Below are 23,288 nucleotides of genomic sequence, written 5' to 3'. Positions count from 1 at the left end.
GCGCGGCCAGGGCACCGGCTATTCCGGCATCGAGAACCCGCTCTTCTACAAGGAGAACACCCGCATGTTCTTCGGCGACGCCAAGAACTCGGTCAACACCTTGTTGCCGATGGTCAACTGACGCGGTGCCGCGCTGTATTTGAACGGACCGGGGGCTTCGCGCCCCCGGTTTTCGTTTGTGCTACTGCGCCGTCCAGCCGCCGTCGATCGGGATCGAGGTGCCGGTGATGTTGTGCGCGACCGGGGAACACAGCCACAGTGCCAGCGCACCGATTTCCGACGGATCGGAGGTGCGCCGTGATGGCTGCTTTTCCGCAAGCAGGTCCGCGATGCCGGCATCCCTGTCGCCGCCATGTTCGGCGGCGCGCGCGCGGATCTGCGGCTCGATGATCGCGGTCTCGGTCCAGCCCGGGCAGATGCAATTGACCGTCACGCCGCCCTTCGCCTTGTCGCCGGACGCCGCATATTCCAGCGCCGCGACTTTCGACAGGCCAACCAGGCCGTGCTTGGCGGCGACATAGGGCGCCTTGTCCTTCGAGGCGACGAGGCCGTGCACGGATGCAATATTGACGACGCGGCCGTAGCCGCGTTCCGCCATCACCGGCATCGCCGCCTGCATCGTGTGAAAGGCGGCCGACAGGTTCACCGCCAGGATCGCGTCCCACTTTTCGCGCGGCATGTCCTTCAGCGGCGAGGTGTGCTGAATGCCGGCATTGTTGACGAGGATGTCGGCCCCGCCCCAGGCGGCGACCGCATCCATCATCCGGTCGATCTGGTCCGCACCGCGCAGGTCGCCGTCGAAGAACTCCGCCTCCGGCGCGCCGAGATCCTTCAGCCGGGTGCAGACCTCGTGGATTTGCGCGTCCCCCGCCAGCCCGTGCACCGCGATGCGCGCGCCGGCGCCTGCCAGCGCCTCCGCGATCGAGAGCCCGATGCCCTGCACCGAACCGGTAACAAGCGCGGTCTTTCCGCTCAGGTCGCTCATGTCGTTTCCTCCAGTCTCTTGCGCAGCTCGGTCTTGAGAACCTTGCCGTAATTGTTCTTCGGCAGTTCGGCGATCTCGAAATAGGCCTTCGGCCGCTTGAACCGGGCGATCTCCGAGAGGCAGTGCGCGTCGAGCGCCACCGGATCGAATGATTTGCCCGGCGCGGCAACGACAAAGGCGACGACGTCCTCGCCCCACTCCGCCGACGGCCGTCCGACGACCGAGACCTCGTGCACGCTGGCATGCGTCAGCAGCGCTTCCTCGACTTCGCGCGGATAGATATTGGTGCCGCCCGAGATGATGACGTCCTTGGAGCGGTCCTGCAATGTGAGATAACCGTCATCATCCAGCACGCCGACATCGCCGGTCATCAGCCAGCCGTCGCGCAACGCCTTCGCCGACGCCTCCGGGTTCTCCCAATATCCCGGCATGACCGGCAGGCCCCGGACCATGATCTCGCCGATCTCTCCGGGACCGAGCGGCTGCCCGTCGGCGTCGCCGATCCGGACTTCGACAACCGATTGCGCCCGGCCGACCGAGACAAGGCGTTCGCGCCAACGCGGATGCGTGCGGTCGGCGACGTCGTCACGCGACAGCGCCGAGATCGCCATCGGGCATTCGCCCTGGCCGTAGATCTGCACGAATTTCGGTCCGAACCAGTCGACTGCTTCCTCGATGTCGGCGCGGTACATCGGTCCGCCGCCATAGACGATCGTCTTGATGCCGTCGCCGTGCCGGCCTGCCGCCTTCGCCCGGTCGGTCAGGCGGCGCACCATGGTCGGCGCCATGAACATCGAGATCGGCCCGTATTGTTGCGAAAGGTCGAGCACCTCGTCGGCGTCGAAGCCGCCGGATGCCGGGCAGATATGCCGCGCGCCCTTCAGCACGTGGATCGGCGCGTAGATACCCGCGCCATGGCTCATCGGCGCCGCGTAGAGCGCCGCGTCTTCGCGCGAGACGGCATCGACATCGACCGGATAGGCGAGCGACGTCGCCATCAGCATGCCGTGCGTGATCCGCACGCCCTTCGGCCGCCCCGTCGTGCCCGAGGTGTAGAATAGCCAGGCGAGGTCGTCCTTGTCCTTCGGCGCGGCCGCGCGGCCTTCGCCCGATGTCATCCCGGCAAATCGGTCCGATGTGACGTCGATCAGCAGCACGTCCGTGGCCTCGGCCAGCGCCGGGCCGAGATCGGGCGTCACGAAGGCGACGGCCGCGCCGGCATTGCCGATGATGAAGGCGGCTTCCTTGGCATGCAGCTTGGCGTTGATCGGCACCGCCACGGCGCCGGCGATCCAGATCCCGTACAGGACGACGAGATAGTCCGGGCAGTTCTTCATGAAGAGCGCCACGCGGTCGCCGGAGGCGATGTCCCGCGCGCCCAGCGCCTTCGCCAGCGCGGCCGCGCGGGCATGGAATGTCGAGTAGTCGGCGACGACCGTCTCGCCATGCATCAGGGCGGGACGGTCGCCTGAAACAGCCGCCGTCCGCTCCAGCCAGAGCGCCAGATTCATCGCGATATACCCCGTCAGGCCTTTACCGCTTCCAGGATGGAGCAGTAATTGGCGACGCCCGAGCCGCCCATGTTGAAGACAAGGCCGGTTTCGGCGCCCGGCGCCTGCATCTCGCCGGCATCGCCGGTCACCTGGCGCGATACCATCACATGCATCGAGACGCCGGTCGCGCCGACGGGATGGCCCTTGGCCTTCAGCCCGCCCGACAGGTTCACCGGCAGCGCGCCGCCGGGATAGACCGTGCCGTCCTTCAGCGCCTTGATGCCCTCTCCGGGCGCGGCGAGGCCCATCGCCTCGTAGATCAGCAGTTCGGCGATGGTGAAGCAGTCATGCACCTCGGCGAGATCGAGGTCCGCGAGTTCGACGCCGGCCGCCCGCATCGCCCGCCGGATCGCTTCGCGCGGTCCCTCGAAGGCGATCGGGTCGCGCGCCGACATCGGCAGGAAGTCGTTGACCTGCTCGGCGGCGCGCATGTTTACGGCACGCTGCATCGACGCGACGAGATCGTCGGCGACCAGCACGATCGCGGCGGCGCCGTCGGAGACCAGCGAACAGTCGGTCTTTTTCAGGGGCGGCGCGATCATCGGATTGCGCTCGCTTTCCGTAGCGCAGAATTCGACATCGAGCGGCTTGCGCAATTGCGCCAGCGGGTTTTTTGCGCCGTTGGTGTGGTTCTTCGAGGCGATCATCGCCAGCGCCTCTGTCGCGTCGCCGTAACGCTCGAAATAGGCCTTGGCGAATTCCGCGAACACCTGCGGAAACGAAAGGCCGGCCTCTTCCTTCTGGTAGGAGGCGTGGCCGAGCGCGGCGGCGACGTCGGCCGTCGGCAGATGTGTCATCTTCTCGACGCCGATCACCAGCGCGATCCGCGCCTCGCCGGCAAGAATCGCGTTGCGCGCCGCGAAAACCGCCGCCGAGCCCGAGGCGCAGGCGTTCTCCAGACGCGTCGCCGGGCAGAACCGCAGCGCCGGATCGATGGAAAGCGCCAGCGACGCCGGAAAGCCGTCCGGCACCATGCCGCCGTTGAAATGGCCGACCCAGATGCCGTCGATGTCCTCGGCGGCGACGCCGGCATGCGCCAGCGCTTCCGAACCTGCTTCGCGAATGAGATCTTCCAGTGACTGGCCGGACAGCTTTCCGAACGGGGTGTGACCCCAGCCTGCGATATGGACCAAGGCGTTTCTCCTCCATGTTTTGTGGTTCGAGTATGCATCGCGCTTCGCAACGATCAACTCGGTAGAAATACGAATGGCTTGGCCTGCCGCGGCGAATGCGGCACACAGGAACAATGTCGACAGACGATATCGCTTTCCGCAACGCGCCCGTCGGGCTCGCCCTGACCGAGGACAGGGTGGTCCGCCGCTGCAATCTGCGCTTTTGCGAGATATTCGCCGGCGGCGAGGGCGCTTTCGACGATACTTCGCTGTCGCGCCTGTATCCCAGTGAAGAGGACTTCGAGCGCATCGGCGAGCGCGGGCTGGCCGTCATGCGCGCGTCCGGCCGTTACGATGACGAGCGCATCATGCGCCGCCTGACGGGTGAATTGTTCTGGTGCCGCGTGCGCGGGCAATCGCTGACGCCCGACGATCCCTTCCGCCGCGCCGTGTGGTCCTTTTCCGATTTGTCCGAGGCGCGCCCGGTGGTCGCGCTGACGCCGCGCGAGCGCGAAGTCGCGATGCTGACCTGCCAGGGCCTGACCTCCAAGGAGATCGGCAGGGAACTCGCTCTCTCCTATCGCACGGTCGAACTCTACCGGGCGCGGCTGCTGGAGAAATTCGCCGCCCGCAACATCGCCGAGCTGGTCGTGAAGTTTTCCGGCATCCCGGTCTGAGCCGAACGAAAAAGGCCCGCGCGGCGGCGGGCCTTCAAATCTTGCGTCCTGTTGGCGGTCAGATCGCCAGGTAGTCGTGGCGCAACTGTTCGTTTTCCAGCACTTCCTTGGCCGTGCCGTCATAGACGACCTCGCCGGTGTCGAGGATCACGGCCCGGTCGGCGAGCTTCAGCGCGCGAACCGCGTTCTGCTCGACCAGGATCGTCGTGATGCCCTGCTCCTTGATGATGTTCAGGGTCTTCTCGATCTCGTCGACGATAACCGGCGCAAGGCCTTCGTAAGGCTCGTCGAGAAGAAGCACCTTGATGTCCCGCGCCAGCGCGCGGCCGATGGCCAGCATCTGCTGTTCGCCGCCCGAAAGCGTCACGCCTTCCTGTTTGCGCCGCTCGCCCAGACGCGGGAAAAGTTCGTAGATCCGTTCCGCGGACCAGCCGATCGGCGGCGCGATCTGGGCCAGGAAGATGTTTTCCTCGACCGTCAGGCCCGGAATGATCCGGCGATCCTCGGGAACGAGGGCGAGCCCGGCGCGCGATGCTTCGTAGGAGCTCATGCGATGCAGCGGCTGGTGATCGAGCCACACTTCGCCATGCGTCATCTGCGGCGAGCCGATCTGCGCGATCGCGCGCAGCGTCGAGGTCTTGCCCGCGCCGTTGCGGCCGAGCAGGGCGAGGATCTCGGCCTCGTGGACATTGAAGCTCACGCCCTGGACGATGTAGCTCTCGCCATAATAGGCATGGATGTCATGCACCGCGAGGAAAGCCGGGGCCGTCTCCGCCTGGTTGGCGTTTTTCGAAAAATCCGGACGTTCGTACCGGCCGCCGCTCTTGTCGATGTCGAGGTGGCTCATGCGGCCTCTCCCAGATAGGCTTCTTTCACTTTCGGATGGCCCTTGATGTTTTCGGGCGTGTCCTCGACGAGCGGCGTGCCCTGCGCAAGCACGGTAATCCGCTTTGCCAGCGAGAACACCACATGCATGTCGTGCTCGATGATGACCATCGTGATCTCGCGGCTGGCGTGGATTTCCTTCAGCAGTTCGATCGTGTTGTTGGTGTCCGCGCGCGCCATGCCTGCGGTCGGCTCGTCGAGCAGGAGAAGTTTCGGTTCCTGGACGAGGCACATCGCCATTTCCAGCCGGCGCTTGTCGCCGCGCGACAGGGAACTGGCCACCATGTTACGTTTGTCGATCATGTTCACATCGGAAAGCATGTGCTCCGCCTTCCCGATGATGTCCTTTTCGCGCGCCATGGATTCGAGTGCATGCATGCGGAACGAGCCGTCGCGTTTCGCAAAGCAGGGGATCAGCATGTTTTCGAACACGGTCAGGTCGCTGAAGATTTCCGGGGTCTGGAAGACCCGCGATATCCCCATCTGGTTGATCTCGTACGGCTTGCGCCCAAGCACCGGCTTACCGTCGAACATGACCGTGCCGGTGTCCGGGATCAGCTTTCCGACCAGGACGTTGAGAAGCGTCGACTTGCCGGCTCCGTTCGGTCCGATGATCGCGTGAACCGTACCGGCGGGGATATCGAGATTGACGTCGCCGAGTGCCTGAAGGCCCCCGAACCGCTTGTTGACGTTTGTGACTTCTAGAATGCCCATAATCTGTTTCTCCGGAAGTCAGGCCACGTGTGGTGCCGGTTTCGGATGATGTTCCGGATCCTTGGCCGGCGTCGTCGGCTTCCGGCTCTTGCCCGTGAACAGGTTTCCGAGCCGGCGTCCGCCTTCGATCAGCCCGCCCGGCAGGAAGATGACCACCAGCATGAACAACAGGCCGAGCGTCAGCGACCAGCCCTTGCCGATGAACGGATGGAAAATGAACACCAGGAACTCTTCCACCCCGTCCGGAAGCGCGGAGAACCAGTGGTGCAGGATGCCGTCGTTGATCTTCGAGAAGATGTTCTCGAAATATTTGATGAACCCTGCGCCCAGAACCGGTCCCATCAGCGTTCCGGCGCCGCCGAGAATGGTCATCAGGACGACCTCGCCCGATGCGGTCCACTGCATGCGCTCGGCGCCGGCGAGCGGGTCCATGGCGGCCAGCAGGCCGCCCGCGAGGCCGGCATACATGCCGGAGATGACGAAGGCCGCCAGCGTGTAGGGCCTCGGATTGAGGCCGGTGTAGTTCATGCGCGTCTGGTTGGTCTTGATCGCCCGCAACATGGTGCCGAAGGGCGAGCGGAAGATCCTGAGCGACAGGTAGAACGCGATGACCGCGATAATGGCGCAGAAATAATAGCCGTTGTTGAATGTCCACTGCCATCCGCCAACGTTGATTTTCGCGCTGTCCTGCATGACGATGCCGAAGAAATGCGGACCAAGCGGGTGATTGGCGCCCAGGAGGATTTGCGGATCGTCATTATAGACCTGCAGGCCGGTTTCGCCGTTGGTCAGCGGCGTCAGCACGGAATAGGCGAGGTTGAACGACATCTGTGCGAATGCCAGCGTCAGGATCGAGAAATAGATGCCCGACCGGCGCAGCGAGATGTAGCCGATGAGCAGGGCGAACAACCCCGACGTGATGATCGCGAGGACAAGCCCGGGCACGACATTGTAGTTCAGCAGCTTGTACATCCACACGACCGAGTACGAACCGACCCCCAGAAAGGCCGCATGGCCGAAGGAGAGGTAGCCGGTCAGGCCGAACAGGATGTTGAAGCCGATCGCGAAGATGCCGTAGATCGCGAAACGCTGCATCAGGTCGGGATAGCCCGCATTGAACTGCGCCAGCGCGGACCCCTCGGGGAAGGGCTGCAATATGATCGGCGTTGCCATTGTCAGGAAAACGACGAAGAGAAAAAAGAATGTGTCTTTCTTGCTCAGACCAAGCATTGATTATTCCTCCATCACGCCTTTGCGACCCATGAGCCCGCGCGGGCGGGTCAGAAGGATGATGATTGCAACGAGATAGATGATGATCTGGTCGATGCCGGGGAGCAGCGATTTGACTTCGTTCATCGATGCGAAGCTCTCCAGAACGCCGAGCAGGAAACCCGCCAGAACGGCGCCCGGCAGCGAACCCATGCCGCCGACGACGACCACGACGAAGGACAAGACGAGGAAGTCCATGCCCATGTGATAATTGGGCGAGTTGATCGGCGCATACATGACGCCGGCAAGGCCGGCGACGGCCGCCGCGATGCCGAACATGATGGTGAAGCGCTTGTCGATATTGATGCCGAGCAGCCCGACGGTCTCGCGGTCGGCCATGCCGGCCCGCACGACCATCCCGAATGTGGTGAACTGAAGAAAGGCGAAGACCGCGCCGATGATGACCGTGGCGAACAGGAAATACACCAGCCGCCAGGCGGGATAGATGATGGCGTTCGCCGCGAAACCGATCATCACGCCGAAATCGATGGAACCCTTGAAGGCATCGGGGGCGGGCGTCGGAATGGGGTTGGCGCCGTAGAACAGCTTGATGATTTCCTGAAGCACGATCGCAAGGCCGAACGTGACGAGGATCTGGTCTGCATGCGGGCGCTTGTAGAAATGCTTGATAAGGCCGCGTTCCATCGCATAGCCGAGAAGCAGCATGACCGGGATCGCGAACAGGATCGCGAGCGGCACGGCCCACTCGATGATGCCATGGCCGATCGAATCGCCGAACCAGTGGACCACATATGGCGTGTCCACCTTCAGGGGATTGCCGAGAAAGTCTGTCCGCGTCGGGTCCTCGACGGTGTACGACAGCGTCAGGATGCGCTGCAAGGTCACCGCGCAGAAGGCGCCGATCATGAACAGCGCCCCATGCGCGAAGTTCACGACGCCGAGCGTGCCGAAAATCAGTGTCAGACCCAGGGCGATAAGCGCATAGGCGCTGCCCTTGTCCAGACCGTTCAGAATTTGGAGTATTAAGGCGTCCATCTCGAATCCCGCATGAACGAAAACCGCGCACGACAGGGGCGGTTCGTTCTATCCCTCAACTCTGGTCGATTGCCGCGCCGCCAACAGGCGGCGCGGACTTTTTGGCAGACGGGATTATGCGCCCGGATTGCACTTGCCGAGGTCGCCACCGGCGAACATTTCGTTGTCCGGTGCATATTCGACCTGGGCGCGCGGGGTGACTTCCACGACTTCCAGGGTGTCGTACTGGCTGGACGGCTCTTCCTTGCCCTTCACGACCAGAACGTCCTTGAAGCACTGGTGGTCGGCGGCGCGGTAATGCGTCGGTCCATTGCCCAGGCCGTCGAAATCGAAGCCCTCGAGAGCGCCTACGATGCCGCACGGATTGAAGGTGCCTGCGCGTTCGGCCGCATCTGCATAGAGAAGCGTCTGGGCGTAGGCGGTCTGTGCCGCGTTGGACGGCGGACGGCCGTATTTTTCACCGAAGGACTTGACGAAGACCTTGGTGCCTTCGTCCGGCAGCGTCCAGTTCCAGTTCATCGAACCGTAAACGCCCTTGATGTTGTCGCCGGCGCCCTTGGCCATCAGTTCCGAGTAGAGCGGAACGATGATCTCGAACTGCTTGCCGTTGACCATCTTGTCGCGCAGTCCGAACTGCACGGCCTGGGTCAGCGAGTTCACCATGTTGCCGCCGTAGTGGTTCAGCACCAGCACGTCGGCGCCGGAGTTCAGAACCGGTGCGATGTAGGACGAGAAGTCCGTCGCGGCGAGCGGCGTCAGGACGTTGTTGACCGTTTCCCAGCCGATTTCCTCGGTGAACTTCTGGATCGAAGCCTGCTGCGTCCAGCCCCAGGTGTAGTCTGCGGTCAGGTGGTAGGCGCGGCGGTCCTTGCCATAAGCCTTCTCGAGCACCGGTGCCAGCGCGGCGCCGGACATGTAGGCGTTGAAGAAGTGACGGAAACCGTTGGCCTTCTTGTCTTTGCCGGTGGTGTCGTTGGAGTGGGTCAGAGCGGCCATGAAGATGACGCCGGCTTCCTGGCAGAGACCCTGCACGGCAACAGCCACGCCGGACGACGAACCGCCGGTGATCATGACGGCGCCGTCCTTTTCGATCATCGACTTGGCCGATGCGCGAGCGGCGTCGGACTTGGTCTGCGTGTCGCCGGTGACGTATGCGACCTTCTTGCCGAGGACGCCGTTGCCCTTGAGAACCTTCGAGGAGAAGGTGCTCAGGCAGCCGCCGTCGCCTTCGCCGTTGAGATGGTCGACGGCCAGCTTGTAGGCATCGAGTTCGTCAGCGCCTTCGTCGGCATACGGACCGGTCTGCGGTACGTTGAAGCCGAAGGTGACGGTGTCGCCCTTCGGTGCGTTGAGATAGTTCTCGCCTTCGGCCAATGCGCCGCGGGTGAAGAAATAAGGTGTGGCAAGTGCCGTCACCGCTCCCGCGCTGCCGTATTTCAATACGGAACGACGGTTCAAAATGAATTTCTTGCTCATAGGGCTCCTCCCAAAGAGTAAACAGATTTCCGGAATGACACGGGTTTCCCCGGCCGGAACTTGCGTGGTAACGGATCGGGACGGCTCCCTCAATTATCCATTGTGCTAAAAGGAACCGGAAAAAACTGCCACATATCCGTGTTTTGCCCATTATTGAGGCATTTCATACACTTCATCGCCGGGCGTTGGACTCTGGATATTGTGGCATTTTGCAAGGTTACGCGAGGTCCGGGAATCCGGCCCGGCCGGGATGGGGGCCGGCGCGGAGCGGCCGGCCGCCCCGCGCCTGGTGGCGTCTATCCGTAGACCAGTCCGGGCAGCCAGGTGATGATCTCCGGGAAGACCATGCACAGGACCAGGCCGATCAGCTGGATCATCAGGAAGGGAATCGCGGCAAGGAAAATCCGTCCCATCGGGATTTCCGGCGGTGCGACTCCGCGCAGGTAGAACAGCGCATAGCCGAAGGGCGGCGACAGGAAGCTCATCTGCATATTGACGAGATAGAGCACGCCGAACCACAAGACGAGGTCGTCCGGGGTGTCGAGGCCGAACGAAGCCGCGCCGAGCCCCTTGATGATCGGCACGAAGATCGGCACGCAGAGCAGCAGGATGCCGACCCAGTCGAGGAACATCCCGAGGAAGATCAGGATGATCTGCATGAAGATCAGGATGCCCCAGGGGCCGAGGCCGAGCCCGGTCATCGCGTCGGCGACGAATTGCTGGCCGCCTTCGAGCACGTAAAGGCCGACGAAGATCGTCGCGCCGAACATGATCCAGATCACCATCGCCGAGGCTTTTAGTGTCGTGACGCAGGCGCCGCGAACCGTGGGCCAGTCCAGCTTGCGGTGGATGGCGGCGACGATGAAGGCGCCGAACGTGCCGATGCCGGCGGCCTCGACCGGCGTCGCGACGCCGGAAAAGATGACGCCGAGAACGACCACGATCAGTGCGATCGGAGCCGACATCTTCGACAGGATGCGGATCTTCTCGCCGAAGCTGATGCGCTCCTCGATGGGGGCTGCCGGCCCGAGCTCCGGATTGATGTAGCAGCGCACCGTGACGTAGAGCACGTAAAGACCGGAGAGCAGCAGGCCGGGAAAGACCGCGCCGATGAACAGTTCGCCGACGGATTGTTCGGCGACCACCGCATAGATGATCGCCAGGATCGATGGCGGAATCAGGATGCCGAGCGTGCCGCCGGCCATGATCGATCCCATGGCGATTTCGGGATTGTATTTCTTCTTCAGCATCGCCGGCAGCGCGATGATGCCCATCGTCACCACGGCCGCGCCGATAACGCCGACCATTGCGGCGAGGATCGTCGAGGCGATGATGGTCGCCGCCGCGAGGCCGCCGCGCACGCCGCCGAGCACCTTGTAGATGACGTCGAACATGTCGTTGATGATGCCCGCTCGCTCCAGCATCGCCGCCATGAAGATGAACAGCGGGATCGCCGACAGCTGGTAGTTGGTCATCAGCGGGAATATGCGGCTTGGCACGATGTTGAGCACCTGCCAGCTGTCGCCGAGGATGAAGAGGAACACGCAGGCCAGCCCGCCGGTGACGAAGGCGAGCGGCAGGCCGGCCATCAGCAGCACGATCAGGCTGCCGAACATGATGAGCGTCAGCCACTCGATGGAAATTTCGAGCCCCATGGATCAGGCCTCCTGCGCGTTCGAGAACAGGACGCGGAAATCCTGCGTCAGTTTGGAAATGCCCTGCAGGATCAGCAGCACGCCGCCGATCACGATGGCCCATTTGAACGGCCAGTAGGCGATCGCCCATTCGGTGAACGAGATCTCGTGCACCGCGGTCGCCTGGAAGGCGAAGATCCAGCCGGTGGCCAGCAGCACGCCTGCGAAAATGAAGAAGAAGACCGACGTCAGGATATCGACAAGCGCCTTCCGCCGCCGCGACATCGGCGCGTACAGGACATCGACGCGCACATGGCTTTCGCACAGCATCGCATAGGCGCCCGAGATCAGGTACTGCATGCCGAACATCAGGAACATGCCCTCATGCGCCCAGTTGGTGGGCGAGTTGAAGACGTAGCGGGCGATGACTTCGTAATAGTAGACGAACACCGCGATGACGGCCCAGTAGGACACGAACTCGCCGGTATAGAGGGAAAGCCGGTCGATGGCGCCGGTCCAGCCCGTCGAGACATGCCGGATATCGTCCTTGACCTCCTCTTCCTCGAACAGCTCGATGGCCATTTCGACCTCCGACTCCGCCTCGCGCGCCACCTTTTCTTCCGCCTTTCGCTTCAGCGCCGGCAGGCGGATCGCATCGAACAGCAACAGCGCCAGGATGAGCATGAAGGCGTAGAAGGCGGTGCTGTTCCACAGCGTTCGGCGGTCGCTCGCCGATTGGGCGACCGGGGCGGCCTTGGCTAGGTCCTCTTCCGAGCGCGCGATGCGGTCGCGCGACGTGGCTATGCCTTTTTCGGCGCGCTCCAGCTTGCGCTCCGCCGAGCGGCGCGAAAGCGAGCCTTCCTCCGTGGCATCGACATTGGCGCGTAATTCGGCGAGGCCGCTTTCGGCCTGTTCCAGCCGCGGTTTTTCGCGCGCCAGCGTGTCTTCGGCGACTTTCACCAGGTTGGCGGCGTCCGAATAGTCAGCCCGCGCGTCGCGCTGCTGGGCGTTGGCGAACAGGATGGCCAGGAAGATCGGCAGATAGACCAGCCCGAGCAGGCTTTTCAGGTAGAACCTGTGCAGGCCGATGATGCCGCCGGTCACGAGGATCATGTAGCCGAGCGGCAGGGAATAGCCCCGCCGTGCCTCCGCTGCGGCTGGCCGCCGGGCCATGTACATGGCGAGCAGCGGGAACACGATGAGTCCGGACCAGTAGAGCCAGTGCGGCAAGACGAACGTCAAGCTCGGCATGATGAGAATCCCTGTAGCGAGAGAGACGGATACGACGGCAAAGCGCCCGCGCCGGCGAAACCGGCGCGGGCATTGTCAAGGCGGAGCGGCACGCTCAGAGGTCCAGTGTCAGGCCTTCGATCATGTCCGGCGTGACGTAGCCGAGCGAGCCCGACATCATGTAGTCGAGCTGGACCTTGAAGACGCGCGCGGCGTTCTTGTCCTTGTTGGCGTATTTGAACCAGATCGGCACCGCGACTTCGGTCATGATGTCCACGTCGTCCTGGCTCAGGCGCGTGACCTCTGTGCCGTCGGCCTCGAACTTCTTCCAGGCTTCCTGGTTCGCTTCCTGGATCTTGGCGTGGTGCTCGATCGAATAGGACTTGGTCTCCATCTCGACGAACTGCTTCATCCCGTCGGACAAGGCGTTCCAGGCGTCCATGCCGACCGTGATGTCCATGATGTCGACCGGCTGGTACAGCGACATGAAGCCGGGCGGTCCCATGGAGATGTACTTGGTCACCTGGCTGAAGCCGAGTGCGTAGTTGACCGCCGGACCCGTATAGTCGGCCACGTCGATCGTGCCCTTTTCCAGCGCCGGGAAGATTTCCGACCCCGGAAGCACGGTGGTTTTGGCGCCGAGGCCCTGGAACACTTCGGCGACCATGCCGCCGGGAAGGCGCATCTTGCGGCCGCGGAAATCCTCCACCGAGCGGATCGGCACCTTGGAGTGGATGATGTTGGCGTCGTGGTGCACCGGACCGACCCAGTGCATGCCCTGTGCGGCGTAGAGCTCGCGCGTCATCTCCAGGCCGCCGAGGCCGTAGTAGAACGTGTCGTACTCGCTCGGATGCCGCAGGCCCAGCGGATAGGACGACAGGAACACGCCCGCCGGGATGATGCCCTGCACGTAGATGGTGAACGGGTTGACCGCCTGTAGCACGCCGTTCTTCACCGCGTCGTAAAGCTGGAAGTCGCCGACGACGTCATTGGCGCCGAACGGCTGGAAGGCGAGTTCGCCGCCGGTTTTCTCGACGATCGTGGCGCACCAGTCCTTGAAGATCTGCAGGCCGATGCCGCCCGGCCACGATGTCTGGATCTTCCAGGTGGTTCCTGCCGCCTGTGCGCTCGCGATATGCGGCGCGGCGAGAACGCTGCCCGCGGCGGCGCCGCCCGCGATGGCGCTCGTTTTCAGGAATGAACGGCGCGAAACGTCGCGCTTGGATTCGTTTGTCATCGATTTCCTCCCAATTGTCCCGTCGGCCTCCACCGCGGGAACGGCCGAGTATAGCTACGCCACGGAAACTGGCAAGTTTACCCGCCAAGAATCTCACCAAGAGGGAATTTCATCCGATTGAATTCACAGGATCCGGCGCCGGCAGGCTCAACGGCCGCGCGGAACCGGCGCCGTCAGGGCGCGGAGATACGGATTTTGGGTCTGGCCGGAGAAGAAGTGGTGCCGCTTGCGTGACTCGAACACGCGACCCCATCATTACGAATGATGTGCTCTACCAACTGAGCTAAAGCGGCGGGTGGCGTTCGACCTTGGCGGAAAAACGCTAACGCGCGCTTTATCGGGATCGGCGCGTGAATTCAAGACCAAAGAAATTCTACCACATGCGAAATTTTCGAGAACTGGCATATGGACAAACTGCGGCCAGAGTTCCAGATTTCAAATCTATCCGCGGTTGGCTGCCGCGAGCATCGATTACAACCGGGAGGAGATAAATGGCCAAGATCGAAATGACTGTGAACGGACGCTCGGTATCGGGAGATGTCGAGGACCGGACGCTGCTGGTTCATTTTCTGCGCGAAAACCTGAATTTGACCGGAACGCATGTCGGCTGCGACACGTCGCAATGCGGCGCCTGCGTCGTGCATGTCGACGGCAAGGCCGTGAAATCCTGCACCATGCTCGCGGCGCAGGCATCCGGCTCCACCGTGATGACCATCGAGGGGCTTTCCGCCGGTGGCGAACTGCACCCTGTCCAGGCCGCGTTCAAGGAGCACCATGGCCTGCAATGCGGCTTCTGCACGCCGGGCATGATCATGGCGGCGACCGACATGATCAACCGCTATGGCGGCAAGCTGGACGAAGCGACCGTGCGCGCCGAGCTCGACGGCAATATCTGCCGCTGCACCGGCTACCACAACATCGTCAAGGCGATCCTCGCCGCCGCAGCCGAGATGAGCGGTTCGGCGAAGGTGGCGGCGGAATAGGGCTCGGGCAACCGAACGGAGTGAGGCAAGGCCGACCGGCCGTCGCATCTGATGATGCGCCCCCGCGGAGGCCAGTGCGAAACACGGCACGGCCGTGAGCGCAATGGAAATTGGGAGGAATATTCATGGGAATCGAAGGCATCGGCGCCCGCGTGGCGCGCAAGGAAGACAAGCGGTTCATCACCGGCAAGGGCCGCTATACCGACGACATGGTCGTCGCCGGCATGAAGCATGCGGCATTCGTGCGCTCGCCGCACGCCCACGCCGCCATCAAGGGCATCAACACCGACGCCGCGGCCAAGATGCCGGGCGTGATCGCGGTTCTGACCGGCGACGAGCTTGCCGCCGACGGTATCGGCAGCCTCATCTGCGGCTGGATGATCCATTCCAAGGACGGCTCGCCGATGAACATGGGCGACTGGCGTCCGCTGGCCCAGACCAAGGTGCGTTACGTCGGCGATGCGGTCGCGATCGTGGTTGCCGAGACGAAGAACCAGGCCCGCGACGCCGCCGAGGCCGTCGAGGTCGATTACGAACAGCTGCCGGCGGTCACCGAGGCGGTTGCTGCGCTGAAGGACGGCGCGCCGCAGATCCACGACAACGCGCCGGGCAACCTGATCTATGACTGGGAGATCGGTGACGGTGCGGCGGCCGACGAGGCGATCAGCAACGCCGCTCACGTCACCAGGGTGGAAATCCTCAACAACCGTCTCGTGCCCAACGCGATGGAACCGCGCGCCACGCTCGGTCAGTATGACGAAGCCGAGGATCACTACACCTGCTGGACGACGTCGCAGAACCCGCATGTCGCGCGCCTTGTGATGAGCGCCTTCTACAGCGTCGCTCCGGAAAACAAGCTGCGCGTCATCGCGCCGGATGTCGGCGGCGGCTTTGGATCGAAGATCTACATCTATCCTGAGGAAATCGTCTGCCTGTGGGCGTCGAAGAAGACCGGCGTGCCGGTCAAGTGGGTTGCCGACCGCACCGAGTCCTTCCTGACCGACGCGCATGGCCGCGACCATGTCACGACGGTCGAGATGGCCTTCGACGCCGATAACAGGATGACCGGGCTGAAGGTCGACACCATCGCCAATCTGGGCGCCTACATGTCGCTGTTCTCGTCTGCGGTGCCGACCTATCTCTATGCCACGCTGCTTTCCGGCCAGTACACCATCCCGGCGATCCACTGCAATGTGCGCACCGTCTACACCAACACCGCGCCGGTCGACGCCTATCGCGGGGCGGGCCGCCCCGAAGCGACCTACCTGCTGGAGCGCACCGTCGAGACGGCGGCGCGCGAATTGGGCGTTTCGCCGGCCGAACTGCGCCGCAAGAACTTCATCCGCGAGTTCCCCTACCAGACGCCGGTCATCATGAATTACGACGCCGGCGACTACGAGGCCTCGCTCAACGCCGCGATGAAGACGGCCGACTATGCCGGCTTCCCGGCGCGCAAGGCGGAAGCCGAAAAGCGCGGCAAGAAACGCGGCATCGGCATGAGCTGCTACATCGAGGCCTGCGGCATCGCGCCGTCCCAGGCTGTCGGCTCGCTCGGCGCCGGCGTCGGCCTGTGGGAATCGGCGGAAGTGCGCGTCAACGCGGTCGGAACGGTGGAAGTGCTGACCGGCTCGCACAGCCACGGCCAGGGCCATGAGACGACCTTCGCGCAGCTGGTTGCCGACCGCTTCGGCGTGCCGCTCGATTCGGTCTCCATCGTCCATGGCGACACCGACAAGGTGCAGATGGGCATGGGCACCTATGGCTCGCGCTCCGGCGCGGTCGGCATGAGCGCCATCGTCAAGGCGCTCGACAAGGTCGAGAAGAAGGCGAAGATGATCGCGGCCCATCTGCTCGAGGCCGACGAGACCGACATCGTCATCGAGAACGGCCAGGTGAAGGTCGCCGGCACCGACAAGGCGCTCGGCTGGCACGAGGTCGCGCTCAACGCCTACACGGCCCACAACCTGCCCGCGGGCATGGAGCCGGGCCTGAAGGAAGGCGCGTTCTACGACCCGTCGAACTTCACCTTCCCGGCCGGCTGCTACATCTGCGAGGTCGAGGTCGATCCGGATACCGGCAAGACCGAGATCGTCCAGTTCGTCGCCGCCGACGACTTCGGCAACATCATCAACCCGATGATCGTCGAGGGCCAAGTCCATGGCGGTATCGGCCAGGGTATCGGTCAGGCGCTTCTGGAAGGCACCAGCTACGACCCCGAGACCGGGCAGCTGCTGACGGCGAGCTACATGGACTACACCATGCCGCGCGCCGACGATGTGCCGTCCTACAAGGTGTCGCACACGGTGACGCCGTGCCCGTCCAATCCGCTCGGCATCAAGGGCTGCGGCGAGGCCGGCGCCATCGGGTCGCCGCCGGCGGTGATCAACGCCATCACCGACGCGATCGGAAACAACAACCTGACCATGCCCGCCACGCCGCAGAAGGTGTGGAAGGCGATGCACGGTTGATTGAAGGACAGGAAGAAACCATGAGCGGGTTGCGTCATCCGAGCGAAGCGAGGCAAGGCCGACCGGCCGTCGCCGCCTTCGCGGCGGGCCCGCGCAGGGCCAGCGCCAGGGGCGCGACACGGCCCGTGATCGAAAATGAAACCATGAGCGGGTTGCGTCATCCGAGTGAAGCGAGGCAAGGCCAACCGGCCGTCGCCGCCTTCGCGGCGCGCCCGCGCAGGGCCAGCGCCAGGGGCGCGATACGGCCCGTGAGCGAAAGGAAATAACCATGTATGAGACCAACTATCATCGCGCGGGCTCCGTCGACGAGGCGGCAAAGCTGATGGACTCGGCCGAAAGCGGCAAATTCGTCGCCGGCGGCCAGACCCTGATCCCGACCATGAAGCAGCGCCTCGCCGCGCCCGATTCGCTGATCGATCTGCGCCATATCGCCGATCTGAAGGGGATTTCGGTCAACGGCAAGGATGTACGCATCGGCGCCGGGACGACCCACTACGAAGTCGCCAGCTCGGCCGATCTTGCGGCCGTGTGCCCGGGCATCACGTCGCTTGCCGGCCATATCGGCGATCCCCATGTCCGTCACATGGGCACCATCGGCGGCTCCATCGCCAACAACGATCCGGCGGCGGACTATCCGTCGGCGATGCTGGCGCTCGGCGCGACGATCCACACCAGCAAGCGCGACATCGCGGCGGCCGACTTCTTCACCGGCATGTTCGAGACGGCGCTCGAGGACGACGAGATCGTCACCGCGGTCTCCTTCACCGCGCCTGACGCCTGCGCCTATTCCAAGTTCCCCAACCCGGCCTCGCGTTATGCGATGGCGGGCGTCTTCGTGGCCAAGGGCGGCGACGGCGTGCGCGTCGCCGTCACCGGCGCGGGCATGGACGGCGTCTTCCGCTGGGAGGCAGCCGAACAGGCGCTCGGCTCGAACTTCTCCGCCGGCGCACTCGACGGTCTCTCCGTCGATGCCGGCGACATGCTGTCGGATATCCACGGCACGGCCGAATACCGCGCCAACCTCGTCAAGGTGATGGCCAAGCGCGCGGTCGCCGCAGCCTGACGCCACGCGGCAATCCGTTTCGACAGGGCGGCCTCCGGGCCGCCCTTTTTTTGCCAGCGCCCCTGACTCCGCCCTTTCTTTTCCCCGTGGGGGGTCCGAAGGGCGGGTCCCGGAAGCACTGCGTTACCCCCACCCTTCATCCCTCCCCGCAAGGGGAGGGAAGATATCCGCACCACGGTTCCCCCCCCCCGCACCACCGGGCCAGGCTCAGGTGCGATGCCGGTGGCCTCCCTCCCCCTTGAGGGGAGGATGAAGGGTGGGGGTCGTCGCGAAGCGACCAGAAAGCAACTCTTCGAAAATCCTTATGTTCTAGCCTTCGACGCCGGATCCTCCCGCACCGGTTTATCCACCATTCTCCGGCTTCCCTTATTCTTCTCCCGCCATCAACGCGCGAGCAAAGGGCATGATGAACTGGGACAGGGCAATCGAACGCAACCGCGACGCGCTCCTGCGCGTCGTCGCGATGCTGTTCGCGCTTGCCGGGCTGGACGAGAACGCCGCTACAGCGACCCTGCCGCGCCGCCTGCGCTCCCGTCTGATCCGCATCCTGCGCCCCGCCGAATCCGCCACCCGCCGTCTGATCGTCATCGCCTCGCGCGGTCTGGCCGTTGAAATCCCCCGATCGGCATCGCGGGCCGGCAGGAAATTCGCCTGGGCGGACAGCAAGCGCTGCGCCACCGGCTGGGTCATCATCGGCCCGCCGGGCGATCCCGTGGAAAACCCCGGACCCCCTTCCGCGAAAACGACAGCCGCGATCCCGGCCTTTCCGCTCCTCGATCCCCGCAAGCGCTTCGACGTCACCCGCAGGCGCTACGCTACGACGATCCCGCGCGTGCGCTCGCTCTGCGACGACTGGTCGGTGCCGGTCTATATGCGGCGGCCCGAACCGTCGGCGAAGCCCGTGCCGACGCCCGACGACGAGATCGACGCCACGCGCCTCTGCCGCCGCCTGATATCGCTGAAGCGCGCGCTGGACGATCTCGACGGCCAGGCGAAACGGCTTGCGCGCTGGAAAGCGAAGCGCGATCTCCCGTCATCCTCGGGCCTGACCCGAGGACCAAACCGCTCGCCCCGCTTCAATCCCATGCGCCCCGGCCGCCCGCCGGGCTACCGCAAGCGGGTGTTTCATGAGGTCGACGAGATTCTCCGCGAGTGCCATGCGCTGGCGTTTGACGCGGAGCGACTGGATACGTCGTGAGCCGCCGGGGACCCGGCAGCGACGGGCAACGGATAGCGGCTCGCCGCTTACGAACGGGCAACGGATAGCGGCTTGCCGCTTACGAACAGGAAACCGACAGCGGCTTGCCGCTTGCGAACGGGCAACCGATAGCGTCTCGCCGCTTGCGAACAGGAAACCGATAGCGGCTTGCCGATTGCGAACGGGAAACCGAATAGCAACTCGGCCGCACCGCCCGGTGGTCTGGTTCGGGCCGTGCTCACGATTGTTTGATCGGTTGTCCATAGAATGCCCGGATTTGCAGACGTATGAAAGCGGCATGAGGAAATTGTTCATTGCCTTCATGATGTTGGCGCTCACGGTGAGCCAGGTTGCGGCGCAGGCCGGCGTGGTTGTGCCGACGGCCGCGTCCGGTGATATAGCCGCCATGCTGTCGGTCAGGCCCGGCACGGTGGTGGCGCAATCCGCCGGAAAGCGCCTGTGCTGGCGCAAGCTGGTCCTTGCGGCCTCGGGCAAATATTCCCGTCCTGCCGTGATTTCCTCCTGCGGAACCGATCACAAGCTGCATCGCGCGATCTTTGTTCCTGCAACGCCCGGCAATGGCCAGCTATACGAGGCGGCGCGGGTCTCGCGCTTGTCCGGCAATGACGGAACCGACCTGTTGAGGCCACCGATCGCCTGAACGTCCAGCCGCCGCGCGGGCTTCCCGCCGGCCGATCGCAAGACAATCAGGAGATTTGAAGTGAGTAATAAAAATACGTCGAATGAAACCGGCGGACCGTTCGCGCGTTCATGTGACATGAGCGCCGATTCCCCCACCATGTCCAAGCGGACTTTCCTCGCGGGCGCAGCGGGACTGTCCAGTCTGGCACTCGCCGGCTGCCAGACGGCCCGGCCGCAGGTCGCGGCTCCCGTCGAGCAATTGCAGCCTTCCGTCTCGCCGTCCGACCTGACGGCCTACCGTGCCATGCCCGGTGAGCGCTTTCCGATACCCGCCGTCGATCCGTCCAAGGTGCCAGAGCAGTTCCGCCGCCAGCTCGTGTCGTACCCGACGAGCGAGAATGTCGGCACGATCATCGTCAACACCAACACCTTCTTCCTGCACCTGGTCCAGGAGAACGGGATGGCGATGCGCTACGGTGTCGGTCTTGGCCGGGCCGGTTTCGAATGGTCGGGCAGGGCGCATGTCGGCTGGAAGCAGGAATGGCCGAAATGGACTCCGCCCGACGAGATGATCGCGCGCCAGCCGGAACTCGAACAATACAGCGCCCTAAATGGCGGCATGCCGCCGGGGCTGATGAACCCGCTCGGCGCGCGCGCCCTTTATATCTTCCAGGGCGGCAGGGACACGCTCTACCGCATCCACGGATCGCCGGAATACTGGTCGATCGGCAAGGCCGTCTCCAGCGGCTGCGTCCGGCTTATCCAGCAGGACGTGATCGATCTCTATGGCCGCGTCACGACGGGCGCTCCGATCCTCGTCGTCTGACGGCATGAAAACCGCGCCCGGCCAGCCTCATGGCCGGGTGTTTCGGTGACTGGCTTCAGCCGCACAGCGCGGTCTTCGCCTCGGCATATTCGCGCTTCAGGCGTCCGACGAGATCGGCGACGGGCGCGATCTCCTTGACCGCGCCGATGCCCTGGCCGGAACCCCAGATGTCCTTCCAGGCCTTGGCGCCGGGCTGCGCCGCCTTGGAAAAATCCATCTTGGACGGGTCCGCTTCGGGCAGATGGTCCGGGTCCATCCCCGCCTTGGCGATCGACGGTTTCAGGTAGTTGCCGTGAATGCCGGTGAAATAGTTGGAATAGACGATGTCTTTCGCCGTCGAGTCGGCGATCATCTGCTTGTACTCGTCCACGGCGCGCGCTTCCGGCGTCGCGATGAAGGGGGAGCCGATATAGGCCATATCGGCGCCCATCGCCTGCGCGGCGAGGATCGCGCCGCCATTGGCGATCGCGCCGGACAGCAGAAGCGGGCCGTCGAACCATTCGCGGATTTCCTGTACCAGCGCGAAGGGCGACAGCGGGCCGGCATGGCCGCCGGCGCCGGCGGCGACCGCGATCAGCCCGTCCGCGCCCTTACGGATGGCGGAATTGGCGTGGCGGTTGTTGATGACGTCGTGCAGCACGATGCCGCCATAGGAGTGGATCGCGTCATTGACCTCCGGCACTGCGCCGAGCGAGGAGATGACGATCGGCACCTTGTATTTCACGCACATCGTCAGGTCGTGCTCGAGGCGCGTGTTCGACATGTGCACGATCTGGTTGACGGCAAAGGGGGCGGCCGGCTTGTCGGGGTTCTTCGCGTTGTAGGCGGCGAGATCCTCGGTGATCTCGGCCAGCCACTCGTCGAGCTGGCTTTCCGGACGCGCGTTCAGCGCTGGAAACGAGCCGACGACGCCCGCCTTGCATTGTTCCAGCACCAGCGGCGGATGCGAGATGATGAACAGCGGCGCTGCGACGACCGGCAGTTGAAGATTGTCTTTCAGGATGGGCGGCAGCGCCATCGTTTTCTCCCCGGTTTTGACCTTTTCGTAAACGTAAGACCTATCAGAACAGGCCGGTGAGGCAAGCATGGAAAGGCCCGCATGGTCCCATTCCCGCCCATCTTTCGGGGGAGAGCGGATCGTGCGCTTTCCATGTCCGGGCAATTGTGCGAAATCCGGACAGGACAACAACTTGAGAGATCGGCGGTTTTTCACCGCGCGGACCGGAAAAGATGGCAGTAAGCGAGCTGGAAACCGCCTTGAGGAATGCGCTGGCGAAGGGCGACGCGTCGAATCCGGCGTTCCGCCAGCGCGTCTACCGCGCCGCCGCCGACGCGCTCCAGCGCACGCTCAAGGCTCAGCCCGATATCGATCCCGACCGCGCCGCCAACCAGAAGCAGCGGCTCGCCGACGCGATCCGCGCCGCCGAGGCGGTCTATACGCCCCCCGCTCCGGAGCCGGCGCCCGCCGTATCGCCGGATGTGCGCGCCGAGCCACGTTTCGAACAACCGGAACCGCAGCCGAAAGCGGAAAGGCCCGCGCCTGAAGCGGCCATCACCGGTCTTCGCGCCGAGCCGCGCTTCGACACGGGCGAAGAGAATGCCGCGCCGCCCGCCGTCACGGATGACGGCGCGGTGGGCCCGGTCGGCGAACAGCGGCAACGTCCGCGGCGCCGGGCGCCCTTCGCCTGGCTCCTTTCGTCCGCCGTTGCGGTGGGATTGATCGGTACCGGCATCTGGTGGATCGTCACGACCGGCGCGCTGCAGACGGCGGAACAGCGCGACACCTCCGTCCCCAATCCGCCGCTCGAACTTCAAGACGAGAGTTTCCAGAGCTCCCGCGATCCGGGAACGGCGACGGCGCCGGCCCGCCTGCCGTCCGGCATGAGCCACGACGACAGCTGGGTCACGCTGTTCCAGCCGGCGGATCCGACGACGATATCCCTGAACGGCACTGCGACGGCGACTGTCGAGAGCGATGCCATCGGCCAGTTCGCCCGCATCGTTTCGCCGGACGCCCAGAGCGCGGTCACCATCGATATCCCGCTGGGCACGCTGAATTCGCTGGCCGGCAAGACCGCTCAATTCTCCATCGTCGCGCGGTCCGACGACAATGCGCCGACCCAGATGTCGGTGACCTGCAATCTCGCCGGCTTCGGTGACTGCGGCAGATTGCGTTTCAACGTGACGCAGAACGACAACGAATTCCTGTTCCGTGTCGACTTCCCGGCCGGCGCCAGCGCCGGCGGCCCCGGCAGCCTCGCGATCGTCACCGACATCGACAATGGCGGCCGCGCGGTCAAGCTTATCGGCGTGCGCCTGCGCGAATTGGGGTCGTAAGGC

At 64.2% G+C, this 23,288-nt stretch carries 21 protein-coding genes and 1 tRNA gene; 9 read left to right on the top strand and 13 right to left on the bottom strand.

Annotated elements, in window-relative coordinates; translation table 11 throughout:
- Positions 1–121, top strand: a 121-nt coding sequence (locus IG169_RS16445) for an NAD(P)(+) transhydrogenase (Re/Si-specific) subunit beta (protein ID WP_193177321.1), incomplete at its 5' end; no start/stop codon positions are given.
- A 60-nt stretch (positions 122–181) separates the two neighbouring features.
- On the opposite strand, the gene IG169_RS16440 is transcribed toward IG169_RS16445, so the two are convergent.
- The 3 genes from IG169_RS16440 to IG169_RS16430 are packed head-to-tail and all read right to left on the bottom strand — an operon-like array spanning position 182 to position 3,671.
- Positions 182–985, bottom strand: coding sequence for a 3-hydroxybutyrate dehydrogenase (locus tag IG169_RS16440; RefSeq protein ID WP_193177320.1), 804 nt, complete (start codon positions 983–985; stop codon positions 182–184).
- Positions 982–2,496 carry an AMP-binding protein gene (locus IG169_RS16435; RefSeq protein ID WP_193177319.1) on the bottom strand — a complete coding sequence of 505 codons (1,515 nt, stop codon included), beginning with the start codon at positions 2,494–2,496 and terminating at the stop codon, positions 982–984. Before IG169_RS16435 ends, IG169_RS16440 begins: the two co-directional genes overlap by 4 nt.
- A gap of 14 nt (positions 2,497–2,510) precedes the next feature.
- The gene (locus IG169_RS16430; protein ID WP_193177318.1) at positions 2,511–3,671 is read right to left on the bottom strand and encodes an acetyl-CoA acetyltransferase; all 1,161 of its coding nucleotides are present in this window, start codon (positions 3,669–3,671) and stop codon (positions 2,511–2,513) included.
- Positions 3,672–3,784: 113 nt separating this feature from the next.
- On the opposite strand from IG169_RS16430, the gene IG169_RS16425 reads away from it, so the two are divergent.
- Positions 3,785–4,327, top strand: a complete 543-nt coding sequence (locus tag IG169_RS16425) for a PAS and helix-turn-helix domain-containing protein (RefSeq protein ID WP_193177317.1) — start codon at positions 3,785–3,787, stop codon at positions 4,325–4,327.
- Between the two features lie 58 nt (positions 4,328–4,385).
- Here the strand turns inward: IG169_RS16425 and IG169_RS16420 are convergent, their stop codons facing one another.
- The 9 genes from IG169_RS16420 to IG169_RS16380 all read right to left on the bottom strand — a co-directional run bounded on the left by IG169_RS16420 (position 4,386) and on the right by IG169_RS16380 (position 14,061).
- Positions 4,386–5,174 carry an ABC transporter ATP-binding protein gene (locus tag IG169_RS16420; RefSeq protein WP_193177316.1) on the bottom strand — a complete coding sequence of 263 codons (789 nt, stop codon included), beginning with the start codon at positions 5,172–5,174 and terminating at the stop codon, positions 4,386–4,388.
- Entirely contained in the window at positions 5,171–5,926 is a 756-nt protein-coding gene (locus tag IG169_RS16415; protein WP_193177315.1) for an ABC transporter ATP-binding protein, read from the bottom strand. The genes IG169_RS16420 and IG169_RS16415 overlap by 4 nt, the downstream gene beginning before the upstream one ends.
- 18 nt (positions 5,927–5,944) lie before the next feature.
- Complete coding sequence (locus IG169_RS16410; protein WP_193177314.1) at positions 5,945–7,156, bottom strand: branched-chain amino acid ABC transporter permease; 1,212 nt, start codon at positions 7,154–7,156, stop codon at positions 5,945–5,947.
- A 3-nt stretch (positions 7,157–7,159) separates the two neighbouring features.
- Positions 7,160–8,191, bottom strand: a complete 1,032-nt coding sequence (locus IG169_RS16405; protein WP_193177313.1) for a branched-chain amino acid ABC transporter permease — start codon at positions 8,189–8,191, stop codon at positions 7,160–7,162.
- Positions 8,192–8,305: 114 nt separating this feature from the next.
- Positions 8,306–9,667 carry a substrate-binding protein gene (locus IG169_RS16400; protein WP_193177312.1) on the bottom strand — a complete coding sequence of 454 codons (1,362 nt, stop codon included), beginning with the start codon at positions 9,665–9,667 and terminating at the stop codon, positions 8,306–8,308.
- 296 nt (positions 9,668–9,963) lie between these two features.
- A complete protein-coding gene (locus IG169_RS16395) occupies positions 9,964–11,322 on the bottom strand; it encodes a TRAP transporter large permease (RefSeq protein ID WP_193177311.1) in 1,359 nt (452 codons plus the stop codon).
- A 3-nt stretch (positions 11,323–11,325) separates the two neighbouring features.
- Positions 11,326–12,552 (bottom strand): TRAP transporter small permease subunit, encoded by a 1,227-nt coding sequence (locus IG169_RS16390; RefSeq protein ID WP_193177310.1) that lies wholly within the window; start codon positions 12,550–12,552, stop codon positions 11,326–11,328.
- 94 nt (positions 12,553–12,646) lie between these two features.
- A complete protein-coding gene (gene dctP, locus IG169_RS16385; protein ID WP_193177309.1) occupies positions 12,647–13,768 on the bottom strand; it encodes a TRAP transporter substrate-binding protein DctP in 1,122 nt (373 codons plus the stop codon).
- Positions 13,769–13,985: 217 nt separating this feature from the next.
- Positions 13,986–14,061 (bottom strand) — tRNA-Thr (locus IG169_RS16380).
- Between the two features lie 198 nt (positions 14,062–14,259).
- Here IG169_RS16380 and IG169_RS16375 point away from each other — a divergent pair.
- The 6 genes from IG169_RS16375 to IG169_RS16350 all read left to right on the top strand — a co-directional run bounded on the left by IG169_RS16375 (position 14,260) and on the right by IG169_RS16350 (position 20,948).
- Positions 14,260–14,751 carry a (2Fe-2S)-binding protein gene (locus IG169_RS16375; RefSeq protein WP_193177308.1) on the top strand — a complete coding sequence of 164 codons (492 nt, stop codon included), beginning with the start codon at positions 14,260–14,262 and terminating at the stop codon, positions 14,749–14,751.
- A 125-nt stretch (positions 14,752–14,876) separates the two neighbouring features.
- Positions 14,877–17,219 (top strand): xanthine dehydrogenase family protein molybdopterin-binding subunit, encoded by a 2,343-nt coding sequence (locus IG169_RS16370; protein WP_193177307.1) that lies wholly within the window; start codon positions 14,877–14,879, stop codon positions 17,217–17,219.
- Between the two features lie 268 nt (positions 17,220–17,487).
- On the top strand, positions 17,488–18,282 hold the full coding sequence (locus IG169_RS16365) for an FAD binding domain-containing protein (RefSeq protein WP_193177306.1): 795 nt from the start codon (positions 17,488–17,490) through the stop codon (positions 18,280–18,282).
- 403 nt (positions 18,283–18,685) lie between these two features.
- A complete protein-coding gene (locus tag IG169_RS16360) occupies positions 18,686–19,480 on the top strand; it encodes a hypothetical protein (RefSeq protein WP_210326066.1) in 795 nt (264 codons plus the stop codon).
- 298 nt (positions 19,481–19,778) lie between these two features.
- On the top strand, positions 19,779–20,141 hold the full coding sequence (locus IG169_RS16355) for a hypothetical protein (protein ID WP_193177305.1): 363 nt from the start codon (positions 19,779–19,781) through the stop codon (positions 20,139–20,141).
- Positions 20,142–20,279: 138 nt separating this feature from the next.
- Positions 20,280–20,948, top strand: a complete 669-nt coding sequence (locus tag IG169_RS16350) for a L,D-transpeptidase (RefSeq protein ID WP_246717422.1) — start codon at positions 20,280–20,282, stop codon at positions 20,946–20,948.
- Between the two features lie 55 nt (positions 20,949–21,003).
- On the opposite strand, the gene IG169_RS16345 is transcribed toward IG169_RS16350, so the two are convergent.
- Positions 21,004–21,966: an NAD(P)H-dependent flavin oxidoreductase gene (locus IG169_RS16345; protein ID WP_193177303.1), complete on the bottom strand. Its 963-nt coding sequence runs from the start codon at positions 21,964–21,966 to the stop codon at positions 21,004–21,006.
- A 212-nt stretch (positions 21,967–22,178) separates the two neighbouring features.
- Here IG169_RS16345 and IG169_RS16340 point away from each other — a divergent pair, with 212 nt between their 5' ends.
- A complete protein-coding gene (locus tag IG169_RS16340) occupies positions 22,179–23,285 on the top strand; it encodes a hypothetical protein (RefSeq protein WP_193177302.1) in 1,107 nt (368 codons plus the stop codon).
- The last annotated feature ends 3 nt before the right edge of the window (positions 23,286–23,288 follow it).

The sequence above is a fragment of the Oricola nitratireducens genome (assembly GCF_014904745.1).
Lineage (GTDB): Bacteria > Pseudomonadota > Alphaproteobacteria > Rhizobiales > Rhizobiaceae > Oricola > Oricola nitratireducens.
Note: the sequence above shows the minus strand (reverse complement) of the source record. Positions and strands in the feature narration are given on the sequence as shown.

What these genes read in the sequence shown, in the direction of transcription:
- IG169_RS16400 (WP_193177312.1), bottom strand. Translation starts at nt 9,667, where the DNA reads ATGAGCAAGAAATTCATTTTGAACCGTCGTTCCGTATTGAAATACGGC.
- IG169_RS16435 (WP_193177319.1), bottom strand. Translation starts at nt 2,496, where the DNA reads ATGAATCTGGCGCTCTGGCTGGAGCGGACGGCGGCTGTTTCAGGCGAC.
- IG169_RS16360 (WP_210326066.1), top strand. Translation starts at nt 18,686, where the DNA reads ATGATGAACTGGGACAGGGCAATCGAACGCAACCGCGACGCGCTCCTG.
- IG169_RS16440 (WP_193177320.1), bottom strand. Translation starts at nt 985, where the DNA reads ATGAGCGACCTGAGCGGAAAGACCGCGCTTGTTACCGGTTCGGTGCAG.
- IG169_RS16395 (WP_193177311.1), bottom strand. Translation starts at nt 11,322, where the DNA reads ATGGGGCTCGAAATTTCCATCGAGTGGCTGACGCTCATCATGTTCGGC.
- IG169_RS16340 (WP_193177302.1), top strand. Translation starts at nt 22,179, where the DNA reads ATGGCAGTAAGCGAGCTGGAAACCGCCTTGAGGAATGCGCTGGCGAAG.
- IG169_RS16370 (WP_193177307.1), top strand. Translation starts at nt 14,877, where the DNA reads ATGGGAATCGAAGGCATCGGCGCCCGCGTGGCGCGCAAGGAAGACAAG.
- IG169_RS16350 (WP_246717422.1), top strand. Translation starts at nt 20,280, where the DNA reads ATGTCCAAGCGGACTTTCCTCGCGGGCGCAGCGGGACTGTCCAGTCTG.
- IG169_RS16415 (WP_193177315.1), bottom strand. Translation starts at nt 5,926, where the DNA reads ATGGGCATTCTAGAAGTCACAAACGTCAACAAGCGGTTCGGGGGCCTT.
- IG169_RS16365 (WP_193177306.1), top strand. Translation starts at nt 17,488, where the DNA reads ATGTATGAGACCAACTATCATCGCGCGGGCTCCGTCGACGAGGCGGCA.
- IG169_RS16390 (WP_193177310.1), bottom strand. Translation starts at nt 12,552, where the DNA reads ATGCCGAGCTTGACGTTCGTCTTGCCGCACTGGCTCTACTGGTCCGGA.
- IG169_RS16355 (WP_193177305.1), top strand. Translation starts at nt 19,779, where the DNA reads ATGAGGAAATTGTTCATTGCCTTCATGATGTTGGCGCTCACGGTGAGC.
- IG169_RS16405 (WP_193177313.1), bottom strand. Translation starts at nt 8,191, where the DNA reads ATGGACGCCTTAATACTCCAAATTCTGAACGGTCTGGACAAGGGCAGC.
- IG169_RS16410 (WP_193177314.1), bottom strand. Translation starts at nt 7,156, where the DNA reads ATGCTTGGTCTGAGCAAGAAAGACACATTCTTTTTTCTCTTCGTCGTT.
- IG169_RS16375 (WP_193177308.1), top strand. Translation starts at nt 14,260, where the DNA reads ATGGCCAAGATCGAAATGACTGTGAACGGACGCTCGGTATCGGGAGAT.
- IG169_RS16425 (WP_193177317.1), top strand. Translation starts at nt 3,785, where the DNA reads ATGTCGACAGACGATATCGCTTTCCGCAACGCGCCCGTCGGGCTCGCC.
- IG169_RS16345 (WP_193177303.1), bottom strand. Translation starts at nt 21,966, where the DNA reads ATGGCGCTGCCGCCCATCCTGAAAGACAATCTTCAACTGCCGGTCGTC.
- IG169_RS16420 (WP_193177316.1), bottom strand. Translation starts at nt 5,174, where the DNA reads ATGAGCCACCTCGACATCGACAAGAGCGGCGGCCGGTACGAACGTCCG.
- dctP (WP_193177309.1), bottom strand. Translation starts at nt 13,768, where the DNA reads ATGACAAACGAATCCAAGCGCGACGTTTCGCGCCGTTCATTCCTGAAA.